10 protein-coding genes are annotated in these 10,773 nt (G+C 65.4%); 5 read left to right on the top strand and 5 right to left on the bottom strand.

What is annotated here, in order from left to right; translation table 11 throughout:
- The first annotated feature begins 43 nt into the window (after window positions 1-43).
- Window positions 44-1,117 carry a GGDEF domain-containing protein gene (locus ABZE94_RS16545; protein ID WP_372876578.1) on the top strand — a complete coding sequence of 358 codons (1,074 nt, stop codon included), beginning with the start codon at window positions 44-46 and terminating at the stop codon, window positions 1,115-1,117.
- A gap of 116 nt (window positions 1,118-1,233) precedes the next feature.
- Here the strand turns inward: ABZE94_RS16545 and ABZE94_RS16540 are convergent, their stop codons facing one another.
- The 3 genes from ABZE94_RS16540 to ABZE94_RS16530 are packed head-to-tail and all read right to left on the bottom strand — an operon-like array spanning window position 1,234 to window position 4,461.
- Window positions 1,234-2,511 (bottom strand): EAL domain-containing protein, encoded by a 1,278-nt coding sequence (locus ABZE94_RS16540; protein WP_372876577.1) that lies wholly within the window; start codon window positions 2,509-2,511, stop codon window positions 1,234-1,236.
- 10 nt (window positions 2,512-2,521) lie between these two features.
- The gene (locus ABZE94_RS16535) at window positions 2,522-3,379 is read right to left on the bottom strand and encodes a nitrate- and nitrite sensing domain-containing protein (protein ID WP_372876576.1); all 858 of its coding nucleotides are present in this window, start codon (window positions 3,377-3,379) and stop codon (window positions 2,522-2,524) included.
- 5 nt (window positions 3,380-3,384) lie between these two features.
- Window positions 3,385-4,461: a methyl-accepting chemotaxis protein gene (locus ABZE94_RS16530; protein WP_372876580.1), complete on the bottom strand. Its 1,077-nt coding sequence runs from the start codon at window positions 4,459-4,461 to the stop codon at window positions 3,385-3,387.
- 552 nt (window positions 4,462-5,013) lie between these two features.
- Here ABZE94_RS16530 and ABZE94_RS16525 point away from each other — a divergent pair.
- Both ABZE94_RS16525 and ABZE94_RS16520 read left to right on the top strand, forming a co-directional pair.
- Window positions 5,014-5,292: a hypothetical protein gene (locus ABZE94_RS16525; RefSeq protein WP_372876575.1), complete on the top strand. Its 279-nt coding sequence runs from the start codon at window positions 5,014-5,016 to the stop codon at window positions 5,290-5,292.
- A gap of 70 nt (window positions 5,293-5,362) precedes the next feature.
- Window positions 5,363-5,569: a DUF2905 domain-containing protein gene (locus tag ABZE94_RS16520; protein ID WP_372876574.1), complete on the top strand. Its 207-nt coding sequence runs from the start codon at window positions 5,363-5,365 to the stop codon at window positions 5,567-5,569.
- 143 nt (window positions 5,570-5,712) lie between these two features.
- On the opposite strand, the gene ABZE94_RS16515 is transcribed toward ABZE94_RS16520, so the two are convergent.
- The gene (locus ABZE94_RS16515) at window positions 5,713-8,040 is read right to left on the bottom strand and encodes an ATP-dependent DNA helicase (RefSeq protein ID WP_372876573.1); all 2,328 of its coding nucleotides are present in this window, start codon (window positions 8,038-8,040) and stop codon (window positions 5,713-5,715) included.
- Window positions 8,037-9,674, bottom strand: coding sequence for a VRR-NUC domain-containing protein (locus tag ABZE94_RS16510; RefSeq protein WP_372876572.1), 1,638 nt, complete (start codon window positions 9,672-9,674; stop codon window positions 8,037-8,039). The genes ABZE94_RS16515 and ABZE94_RS16510 overlap by 4 nt, the downstream gene beginning before the upstream one ends.
- Window positions 9,675-10,048: 374 nt before the next feature.
- Here ABZE94_RS16510 and ABZE94_RS16505 point away from each other — a divergent pair, with 374 nt between their 5' ends.
- Together ABZE94_RS16505 and ABZE94_RS16500 are read left to right on the top strand one after the other, a co-directional pair.
- Complete coding sequence (locus ABZE94_RS16505) at window positions 10,049-10,474, top strand: 3-isopropylmalate dehydratase (RefSeq protein WP_372876571.1); 426 nt, start codon at window positions 10,049-10,051, stop codon at window positions 10,472-10,474.
- A 128-nt stretch (window positions 10,475-10,602) separates the two neighbouring features.
- The coding region (locus tag ABZE94_RS16500; protein WP_372876579.1) for a DUF808 family protein at window positions 10,603-10,773 on the top strand (171 nt) is incomplete at its 3' end.

The following is a 10,773-nucleotide window of genomic DNA, read 5'->3' as shown; positions in this document are numbered from 1 at the left end:
CCATAGCAGCCTAGGCTTGGGGGACCGCATCTGGATTTCGCCTATGAACAACAGCGACAGGCCCAAGACACCCGCTTCCGCCGCTGTGCGGCGTCCGCAGTTCTGGCGGGTGGCCAAGCGCTGTTGCCAGATTGCCGGCACGGTGGATGTGGCATTTTTCTTTCTTTTTCATGTCCTCGGTTCTCCCCTCCTGGCCTGGGTCAATGTCATCAGTGTTTCCATGTACATCCTGGCCTACCAGGCGCTGGCCAGGCGGCGCAATCGGCTGGCCATTGCGCTGATCTGGACGGAGGTCATCGTCCACGCCGCCTTGGGCACGCTGTTGATCGGCTGGGACAGTGGCTTTCACTACTATCTGTTGATGTTCATCCCGGCGCTGTTTCTCAGCATGCCGCTGCGCGGCGCGCTTGCGGCACTGGTCTCGTTGTGGGCGTTTTACCTGATGCTGGATGTGGTCATGTGGACTGGCGAGCCGCTGCAGCCGATTTCCCGCGACGCCTTGCTGGCCGTGCACCTGTTCAATCTGAGCGTGGTCTTCGCCATGTTCAGTTACCTGTCGTTCTTCTATCTGAAGATCGTCAGTTCGGCCCAGCGCAAGCTGCGGCAAATGGCGGCCACCGACCCGTTGACGGGGCTGTTCAACCGCCGGCACATGATCGATCTGGCCGAGAGGGAACTGGCACGCTTCCAGCGCAGCCGGCATCCCATCGGGCTGCTATTGCTGGATATCGATCACTTCAAGATCATCAACGACAGCCACGGCCATGAGCTCGGCGACAAGGTGTTGGTGGACGTGGCGAACGCCATCAAGGCCGTGCTGAGAAGCCAGGATCTGATTGCGCGCTGGGGCGGCGAGGAGTTTCTGGCCGTTCTTCCGGATACCAACCTGGAACAGGCGCGGGCGAGTGCCGAGCGGGTCCGGCAGGCGCTGATGCAACAGCGCTGGTGTTTCGACGGCCAATCCGTCGCTATCACCATCAGTGTGGGGGTCAGCGAATTCCAGGAGGACGATGGGCTGAAAAGCGCCATCAACCGTGCCGACAGGGCGCTTTACCGCTGCAAGGACAATGGTCGCAACCGGGTCGAGGTGTGCCTCGGTTGCGAAGTGACCGTTTGAGTCTCTCTACCAGTCCATTGCCCGTAGGCGGCTGGCGAGGGCCTACGCAGTAGGCTGGATGTCGTATCAATCACGCGGGGATCTTCCGCCCGGCGTCCCGCTCGGGGCGAGCCCGATCATTGTTCCTGCCAATCCAGGTCACAACAGAAGACATGCAGCCGGCCGAGGACCTTGACGGTCTGCGAGACCGTGATGCACATGCGCGAGTCCGCTACCGACAGGTAGGGCCGGCTGATCTGGATGGCCCCCGGCTGCTTCAGTGCCCGGTAGTGGTAGTGCTTGTGCGACCAGTTGGCGTTGTCGCCACACAGGAGCGGCGCGAAGCGCGCATTCAGCTGCTGCTGGTAGTGCGGGGCATAGACATTGCGCGAGACCTGATAACCGGCCTCATCGAGCAGGTAGCAGCGCACGGTGCGCGGGTCGCTGAAGAGCACGCTGCAGCTGTGATCGAACTGCTGGTGGGCGGCAAAAAGCGCCACGGCCTGGTGAAACAGGCCTTCTATTGCGCGCACATAGTGCTGCAGGTCGGCGCTGCGTTTGACGCTTTTCCACTGCTGGCCGCGCAGCAGGCTATCGAAGGTCGTGGCAAAGCCCTGCTCGACGTCGATGCGCGCCTGGGGTCTGGCGAAATAGAAGCCCTGGATCATGTCGGCGTTGGCGGCGATGGCCACCAGGGCCTCGTGTTCGCTTTCCACGCCTTCCACGACCACCAGGCTGCCGGCCTCGTGCAGCAGGCTGACGATGCCGGTGAGTATGCGCTCCACCCGACGGGAAGTGCCGGCGTCCTGGATCAGTCGGCGGTCGATCTTGACGATGTCGGGTTCCAGGTCCCAGATGCGGTCGAAGTTGGAATGCCCGGCACCGAAGTCATCGATGGCGATCAGGCAACCCAGCTGGCGGAAATGGCTGATGAACCGCTTTAGCTGGGCATGATCGCCGACTTCGCTTTCGATGATCTCGATCACCAGCCGGTGCGCGGCAATGCCGCTGGCCTGCAGCAGGTTGCGGGTAAAGCCGATGTCCGGACGTTCGCTGACCAGGTACTGCGAGTTCAAGTTGAGGAACAGCCAGGCCTGCCCCGTGGCCTGGCGCGCAAAGTTGTGCACATGCAGGGTCCGGCAGCTGCGGTCCAGCTCCAGGCTTTCCCGGCTATTGTTCGGCATCGCCAGCAGGGTTGCCGGCGACTCCGCCGTGCCATCGGCATGTCGGGCGCGAATCAGCCCTTCATAGCCCACCACCCGGCCGTGGGCGATACTGAAAATGGGCTGGAAATGGCTGGTCAGTGACAGGTCGCGATAGCGGCTGGCAATCACCGGCTCGCTCGGCAGGCCGTGGACGGGCGGGCGGGTTGCTGCTTCATCGGCGTATGGCCGCGGCTGGACGGTCGTGAGCATCTGCAGTTCCTCAGCGCGGCTGTAACTGAGCCAGCGCCGCATCGACCAGGGCCAGCAGTTCGTCGATGGCCTGGCTGGCGCGTTGGAAGTAGCTCTTGGCGGCTATCACGGGTTGTTCCTGGCCGAGCAGTTCCTGATTGATGCAGCGCAGAAAGTCCGCCACCACCTGTTCGCGATGCTGCAGGCGGAACACGTTAGCCTGCGGGTGCTCGGTGGCATGACGCTGCAGGGTGGCAAAGGCCGTGCCGGCCAGTAGTTCGATCTTCTGGTAGAGAAAGCGCATGCGCACGCGCTGCTCGGCGCTGCTCTGGCCGGCCGCGGCGATGCCGGTGCCCAGGGCCCGCGCCTGGCCGGCCCATTCTGCCGCCTGGACCACCTCGCGCCAGATGCAGGGCAGGTAGCCCAGCTCGGCCCGGCCCTCGCTCAGGTCGATTTCGCTCGCCACATCCTCCATCAGAAAGATGCTGTTGCGAATGATCAGGTGGTGTTGCGCCAGGTTGTTCGCCGGGTCGCTGCTGCGCCCTTCGCGCATCCGCGACCAGTGATCGATCAGGCTGTGCCAGGCGTCCCGGTGCGTGCTGTCGAGTTCCTCGGCGGCGCGGACATGCCGGTCCAGCCCCTGGCGCGTGGCGGCCAGATCCTGGCTCAGGCTGGCATCGCCGCAGAGCACGCCATTGCTCAGGCCACGATGGCGCTGAAGGCCGGAGATCAGCGCGCGTAACAGGGCCAGTTGCTGAATGTTCAACTGGATATGCTGGCGCCTTTGCTGCTGCAGGCGGCGGTGCAGGCCGCAGAACAGCAGGGTCGTCAAAACCAGGGCGGCGGCGGTGCCGGCGAGCAGGAGGGAGAATCCGGGCAATCCATTCATGCTGATTATCCTGTCAGATGAGCCAGATGGTGGGCGATGGTGCGCGCCTGATCGGCGGCCTGCAGGTTGTCGGCATTGCCCTGGCGGACGCGGTCGGCCAGTTCGGCGATTTCCGCCACGGCCTTGCCCTGTTGCTCGGTGCTGACCGCCACCTGGTCCACCTGTTCGGTCAGTTGCTGGGTGCGCCGCTGCACCTGATCGAGCAGGGTGCGCACCGCTGCGGAGCTGTCGGCGCTGCGATGGGCCAGATCGGTGAGGTCGGACACCTGCACCGTGGCGTCCTCGATGTGCTGTTGCACCGATTCGATGTTGCGGCTGATTTCGGCCGCCGACTCCTGGCTGTGCAGGGCCAGGCGGCGCACTTCATCGGCCACCACGGCGAAGCCGCGGCCGCTCTCACCCGCGCGCGCCGCCTCGATGGCGGCATTCAGGGCGAGCAAATTGGTTTGCGAGGCAATCGCGCGGATGGTGCCGGACATTTCATTGATGGTGCGCGAATTGCTGTGCAGTTGCAGGATCAGTTCGTTGGTGGTGATGGCCTGCTGCGCCATTTCGGACACCTGCCGCACCAGATTGGTGAGTTGCTCGATGCCGTCGGCCAGCTGTGCGCTGGCCACCACGCTGGTCTGCCGCGACTCATCGGCCAGCGCCGCCACCTGCACAATGCTCACATTCAGTTGTTCGACCGCCGCTGCCGCGACTGTGGCCGATTCGCTTTGCCCCTCGGCATTGCGGGTCACCAGCGCGGCGCTCTGCTCGAGTTCCTGTGAGGAGTGGGATATCTCATCCAGGCGCTGCTGCAACAGCTGTTGTTGACGCTGCTCGCGGTTAAGCCACTGCTGAAACCCGCGGCTGACCGACTGCAACAGCAGCCACTGGCCGGCGCTGACGGGGTCCTGGACGCCATGCTGGGCGGCTTCTTCACAGTAGCGTTGCAACTGCCCGATCTCCCGCAGCAGCAGCCACAGGCTGGCAATGGCCAGATAGGCCAGCACCGCCCACAGCGCCCCCACGGGCAGCGTCGGCGCCACCAGGGCGGTGGCGCCACCCACCAGGGCAATGCCCAGCAGCGAGCGCAGCATGCCGGAGATGCCCAGTTCGCGCAGCAGCAGGAACGCAGGGTAGGTAAGCCACTTCATGTGCCTGAATCTCCAATACGGGAGCCAAAAAAAACGCCTGAAGCCTCTGCGAAATAGCCGCAGCGGGTTCAGGCGCCTTTGCCTTGCAGGAGCGAGTCCTGCTGATGTGATTGGTTTGAAAGCAAGAGTGATGCCAGTGGCTGGCAGGCTGTTGAAAAACTACCTACGTTGGCCCCTTTTGATAAAAGAAAGGGGGCGTTAAAAACGGCCTTGCGTGTGAGCCCAGGCTAGGCGCCCCATCAAAATGCTCATTTACAACAGGTAAACTCGAGTGCGAGCCCAGTGCGCTTTTGATTCGCTTCGCTCACCCAGCGGGCCAGCCTACGGCTGTAACTCCGCTGCGCTACGTTGCGGCCGTTTTTGCGGGGACGCCTAGTCCTTGTCTTGCCTGCCTCGCCTACGTTTTTCAACGGCCTGCTGGCGCTGTTGCTCACGGTGGTGTTCGGCGCACTCCGCTATCCTACGAGCAGTGGGCTGTTGCCAGGAGGCCGTACCATGAGCCGCAAGTACCAGGTTCTATTGCACTCGATTTTCCAGGGGCCGTTGCCCGGCAATGTCCACTGGCGCGAGGTCGAGTCATTGCTGCATCACCTCGGTGCGACGATCGAGCCGATTCTCGGTGCGCGTTTTCGTGTGTTGTTGAACCAGCACGAGTTCTTTCTGCACCACCCGCACCAGGGCAATGTGTGCAGCAAGCAGGAAATCAAGCACCTGCGCGAATGCCTGGCCAGCGCCGGCATGACCCCGGAGGTCTATGACCAGCGCTTCGGCTGAGCGCGGCGCCGCAGTAGGCGAGAGTTTTCTCGCAGCCGCTCAGATCGCATCGATGGAGGCGTAAACGGGCATGGCGCGTTGGTTGATGATTGCAGGCATGACGCTGTTGCTGCTCGGTGCGCTGTTGCATTTCGCGCCCTGGCTGTTGCACTGGTTCGGCCGCTTGCCGGGTGACATCCGCATCGAATCGCCTCGCGGCCGGGTGTTCATTCCGCTGACTTCGATGCTGCTGATCAGCATCGTCCTGAGTCTGCTGATCAACCTGTTCAGGCGTTAGCAGCCCATCGGAGCACTCTCGAGCAGCCCGCGGCCCCTAGGCTGTGTGGGCTCCTCCACAGCCGCAAGCAGTGCGCCACGGTTGCTCCGCACGGCACAGAAGCTGGCGGGCTGTCGCTTCGCTCCGGGTGGAACTGCCTGCAGCTAGAGGCTCGGCTCGCTCAGCAGGGGCAGGCGGCAGCGTTCGACATGCCACCAGGTCGGCAGCAGGCGGCGGATCACGGGCTGGTTGAAGCGGTCGTCGATCAGGTAGACCACGCCCTGGTCGTCCTGGGTGCGGATCACCCGGCCGGCGGCCTGCACGACTTTCTGCAGGCCGGGGTAGAGGTAGGTGTAGTCGTAGCCGAGGTGGTTGCCGAACATGCCCTGCATGCGCTGCTTGATTTCCTCGTTGACCGGGTTGATCTGCGGCAGGCCGAGGGTGGCGATGAAGGCGCCGATCAGGCGGTCGCCGGGCAGGTCGATGCCCTCGCCGAATGCGCCGCCGAGCACGGCGAAGCCGATGCCCTGGCCGGTGCTGCTGAACCGCTCGAGAAAGGCCTGGCGCTGGCTCTCGTCCATCTGCCGCGACTGTTGCCAGATCGGGATCTGCGGATGGGCGGCGCTGAATTCATCCAGCACCAGGCGCAGGTAGGCGTAGCTGCTGAAGAAAGCCAGGTAGTTGCCCGGCCGCTCGGCGAACTGGCGCGCCATCAGTGCGGCGATCGGCGCCAGCGAGTAGTCGCGATGGGCGAAGCGGGTGGACAGGTTGCTGACCGCCTGCACCTGCAATTGCTCGGCGCTGAACGGCGATTCGACATCGATCCACGGCGTCTGCTCCGGCAGGCCGAGCAGGTCGGCGTAGAAGTGCGCGGGGCTCAGGGTCGCGGAGAACAGGGTGCAGCTGTGGGCGGCGGCGAAGCGCGGGGCGAGGAAGGGCGCCGGCACTATATTGCGGATGCACAGGGTGGAAGTCGCCGGCCCGCCGGGGCTGTCGTCGCGGCTGATGTCGAACAGCGAATGGCTGTCGAAGGCCTCGGCGAGGCGGCAGAACAGCATGGCGTCCAGGTAGAAGTGCAGCAGCTCGGCGGCGTTGCCCGCCGGCTGGTCGGTGAGGTGATCGGTGAGGGTGCTGACGGCCTTGTGCAGGGCCATGATGAACAGGTCCGGGGCGGCGGGGTAGACCTGATAGGCCGCTTCCTGGTCGCGCTGCAGTTGTTGCCAGTGGCGGTTGACCCGTTCCAGCGGGCCCTTCATCACCGGCGGGGCGATCCGCCTGAGAGCCTCGAAGCGGGTCTGCTCGAGTGCGGCGGTGTACATGCCGCGGCCGCGTTCGATCAGGTTGTGCGCCTCGTCCACCAGCAGGGTCACGCGCCATTCGTTGAGCAGGGTCAGGCCATGCAGCAGGCCGCCCATGTCGAAGTAGTAGTTGTAGTCGCAGACCACCACATCGGCCCAGCGGCACAGTTCCTGGCTCAGGTAATAGGGGCAGATCCGCTGCGCCAGCGCGGTTTCGCGCACGCTGTCCTGGTTCAGCCACTGGCGCTCCAGCGCGGCCTGGCGCGCGGCCGGCAAGCGGTCGTAGAAGCCCTTGGCCAGCGGGCAGGAGTCGCCGTGGCAGGCCTTGTCCGGGTGTTCGCAGGCCTTGTCGCGGGCGACGTGTTCGAGCACCCGCAGCGGCATCGCGACTTCCTGGCTGCGCAGGGTGGCCAGGGCGTCCAGCGCCAAGCGCCGGCCGGGCGTCTTGGCGGTGAGGAAGAACAGGCGGTCCAGTTCCTGCTCGGGGAAGGCCTTGAGCTGCGGAAACAGGGTGCCGAGGGTCTTGCCGATGCCGGTGGTGGCCTGGGCCATCAGGCTGTGGCCGTCGCGGGCGGCGCGGTACACCGATTCGGCCAACTGGCGCTGGCCGCTGCGAAACTGCGGGTGGGGAAAGCGCAGGCGCTCGAGCGCCTGGTTGCGCAGCCGGCGATGGTCGCGCTCGCGTTCGGCCCAGGCGATGAAACGGCTGCACTGCAGCTCGAAGAATTCACGCAGTTCATCGGCACCGCAGCGCTGATGGAAGGCAGTTTCGTGCTGGCTGAGCACGTTGAAATAGACCACCGCCAGGTCGATCTCGGCCAGGCCGCGTTGCTGGCACAGCAGCCAGCCGTAAACCTTGGCCTGGGCCCAGTGCAGCAGCCGGTGGTTCTCCGGGATGCGGGCGATGTCGCCGCGGTGGGTCTTGATCTCCTCCAGGCGATTGTCGTCCGGAGCATAGCCGTCGGCCCGGCCGCGCACCTGCAGGCCCTGGTATTCGCCGCTCAGCGGCAGCTCCGCTTGGTAGCCCGGGCCGCGCCGGGAGACCACGATGGCGTGTCCGGTCATGCCTTCCTGGGCGGTGGGCGAGGGGGTGAAGCGCAGATCCAGATCGCCGACCTTGGCGGTGAATTCGCACAGCGCGCGCACCGCGACCTGATAGTTCACGGCCCCGTTATTCACGACTAGTTGCTTCATGCGTCGGCCCATTGCACGTAGCACACGTCCACCGGCATGCCGTGCTCGGCGCAGAACGCCAGCCAGCGGCGCTGGTTGTCCTGCAGGCGGTCGCCGGGGCCTTTGACCTCGATCATCCGGTAGCGCTGCTGCGCCGGCCAGAACTGGATCAGGTCGGGCATGCCGGCGCGGTTGGCCTTGATATCGCCCAGCAGGCGCTGGAACCAGGCCCGCAGGTGCGCCGCCGGCAGGCAATCGAGGGCCTGTTCCAGCAACGCTTGATCGAGGGCGTTCCAGAACACGAAGGGCGACTGGATGCCGTATTTTGCGGCATAGCTCTGGCGGATCGTGCTTTTGTAGGCATCCGAATCCAGCTGCGCCAGGCAGGCGGCGAACAGTTCGGCGCGGCGCGCCTGGAAGTCGGGCCTGAGCAGATCCAGCGGACCACTCTGGAACGGATGGAAGAACGCGCCGGGCAGCGGGGCGAAGATCGCCGACCAGCAGAGCAGGCCAAACAGGCTGCAGATCAGGCTGTTCTCGACGTAGTGCACCGGCGCGTCCGGCTCGCTCAGGTGCAGCTTGACCCCATCCTCGACACTCTGGCCTGCGGACCTGGGCAGGCACAGGTCGAGGCGGGCCGGCGCGGGTGGCTTCGCTTTGCGCGGCTGCACCAGACCGAGCTGGCGACGCAGGCGCAGCAGCACGCGTTCCAGCCCCTGCGCCTCGGCCTCGTTTTCCGGCGCCGCGGCGGCCAGGCTGGCCAGCTCATGGGCTTCGGCGGCGCGGCCCAGGCGTTCCAGTACGCGGATGCGGCGCAGGCGGGCGCCGGCAAACGGGCAGTCGGCATAGCAGGCCAGGGCGTGTTCCAGTTCGCCGGCGCGCTCCAGATGCTGGCCCAGGCGAAACAGCAGCTTGGCCCGGCGCATGGCGAGAAAGGGCGTGGCGCAGTCCAGCGCGGCGATCTGTTGCAGCACCGCGGCGATCGGCTCGCCGGTCTCGCCACGTTCGCGGCAGCGTTGCAGCGCCAGGTAGCAGTCCACCTCCGCGCGCCAGCGGAATACCCGGGAGTCGGCGCTCAGGGCGACCGGCTCGTAGCGGAAGATGCCCAGGTCGGCGAGGACGAACGCCGACCAGTCCTGCTGCAGGTTGCCGAAAAACATCAGGCGCAGGCGTTCGCACAGCGGTTCGATGGCCAGGCTGTACACCTGCTCGTCCAGCCCCGGGCACCAGGCGGCGAAGGGGCGCGGCTGGCCGTGTTCGGCGGCCAGCCGAGCGAGCAACTCGGGTTTCTTCAAGGCCCTGTGCGCACGCGCGGCGAAGGCCTCAAGCAGCTCCTCCTTGCGCAGCAGGTCGAACAACTCCGCCAGCGTCAGCTCGGCGTCGTTGCGGATCCAGCCGGCATCGAGCAGCGCCTGGGCGGCGTGGCGCGGGCAGCCGATCTCGGCGTAGGCCAGCTTGTTGGCGCGAAAGTGCGGACCCTTGCGCATGATCATGCGTACCAGCAACGCCTGGCTGGGCAGCGCCAGCTCGCCGAAACGGCGCAGGAACGCCTGCTCCTCGGCCAGCAACAGGTCGTGGTGACGCTCCCGCAGCCAGGCCAGGGCTTTATGGAAGTTGCTCAGGTAGTACAGGCTGGGGGCGAGCTGAGGCTGCATGGGGAAACCGGATACTGTTTGCATATACAGATATCAGCGCGCCGCTCGCTTTGCAACGAGCAGGGGATGGGAGGCCGAGTAAGGGCAGTGCTCGCGGCGATTTCAGTGGGGTTGCGGGAACGCGCTCAGGTGGCAAGCCGGGAAGCACAGGGTGCTAGTCCGGGATGGCGCGCAAGCGCATCCTAACAAATCCGTCGCCCCGGGACTGCTTGCCAGCCGCTGCCAAGGCCGCACTCGGCACGTCGGCACCTGGCGGCCGGCACAGCCGCGGCGCGAAGCGACGGCAGGATCAGGCTTCGACTGCTTTACTTGAGCGCGGCAGCCGCACCGTCAATACTGAGCCGGCTTCAATCATCCCCCCATGAAGGATTCCCATGCGATTGATTTGTGCAGTACTGCCCCTGCTGGTGTTGGCCGGTTGTTCGTCCTTTCAGGCCGCCCCGGAGAAAGTCACTGCGGTGCCCAGCGAACGCTTGCTGGCCCACCAGCAGCCGGTCGAGGGCAGCGGACTGATCGTGGTCAACCGCGATCTGGGCATGCTCGGCGGCGGCTGCTATGTGGCGGTGCTGGTCGATCGCCAGGTGGCGGCGCGCATCGGCATCGGCGAACAGGCGCGTTTCCATGTGCCGCCGGGTAACCGGGTGGTCGGCATCGGCATCGATAAGGCTGACGACACCCTCTGCGGCATGGGCCGGCTGCGCCGCGAGCTGGTGGTGCCCGTGGTAGCAGGCGAAAGCCAGCACCTGCGCATTCTCAGCGAGGCCAAGAGCGGTTTCGATATCCGCCTGGCCACGCCCTGACGGCCTCGCCGCTGGCATAGGGGTCGGCCTCGTCCCCACCAGCCTGCAGAGCTGATTTACTATGGCTTCCCGTAATTGGGCGCCGTTTGCGCGCGCCCTTCAGAATCTGCTTGTCGAGGAAAATACCCGTGGCCGGAACCAGCCTGTTAGCCCTGCTTGACGATATCGCCAGCATGCTCGACGACGTGGCACTGATGACCAAGGTCGCGGCGAAGAAGACGGCCGGCGTGCTCGGCGACGACCTGGCCCTGAATGCCCAGCAGGTCTCGGGGGTCAAGGCCGAGCGCGAGCTGCCGGTG

The organism is Pseudomonas sp., assembly GCF_041601375.1.
Taxonomy (GTDB): Bacteria; Pseudomonadota; Gammaproteobacteria; order Pseudomonadales; family Pseudomonadaceae; genus Aquipseudomonas.
This window is presented reverse-complemented; position numbering and strand designations above follow the sequence as displayed.

Bases quoted from the DNA above. Each gene is read 5' to 3' on its own strand.
- ABZE94_RS16505 (WP_372876571.1), top strand. From the start codon at position 10,049: ATGCGATTGATTTGTGCAGTACTGCCCCTGCTGGTGTTGGCCGGTTGT.
- ABZE94_RS16510 (WP_372876572.1), bottom strand. From the start codon at position 9,674: ATGCAGCCTCAGCTCGCCCCCAGCCTGTACTACCTGAGCAACTTCCAT.
- ABZE94_RS16515 (WP_372876573.1), bottom strand. From the start codon at position 8,040: ATGAAGCAACTAGTCGTGAATAACGGGGCCGTGAACTATCAGGTCGCG.
- ABZE94_RS16520 (WP_372876574.1), top strand. From the start codon at position 5,363: ATGGCGCGTTGGTTGATGATTGCAGGCATGACGCTGTTGCTGCTCGGT.
- ABZE94_RS16540 (WP_372876577.1), bottom strand. From the start codon at position 2,511: ATGCTCACGACCGTCCAGCCGCGGCCATACGCCGATGAAGCAGCAACC.
- ABZE94_RS16525 (WP_372876575.1), top strand. From the start codon at position 5,014: ATGAGCCGCAAGTACCAGGTTCTATTGCACTCGATTTTCCAGGGGCCG.
- ABZE94_RS16535 (WP_372876576.1), bottom strand. From the start codon at position 3,379: ATGAATGGATTGCCCGGATTCTCCCTCCTGCTCGCCGGCACCGCCGCC.
- ABZE94_RS16530 (WP_372876580.1), bottom strand. From the start codon at position 4,461: ATGCTGCGCTCGCTGCTGGGCATTGCCCTGGTGGGTGGCGCCACCGCC.
- ABZE94_RS16545 (WP_372876578.1), top strand. From the start codon at position 44: ATGAACAACAGCGACAGGCCCAAGACACCCGCTTCCGCCGCTGTGCGG.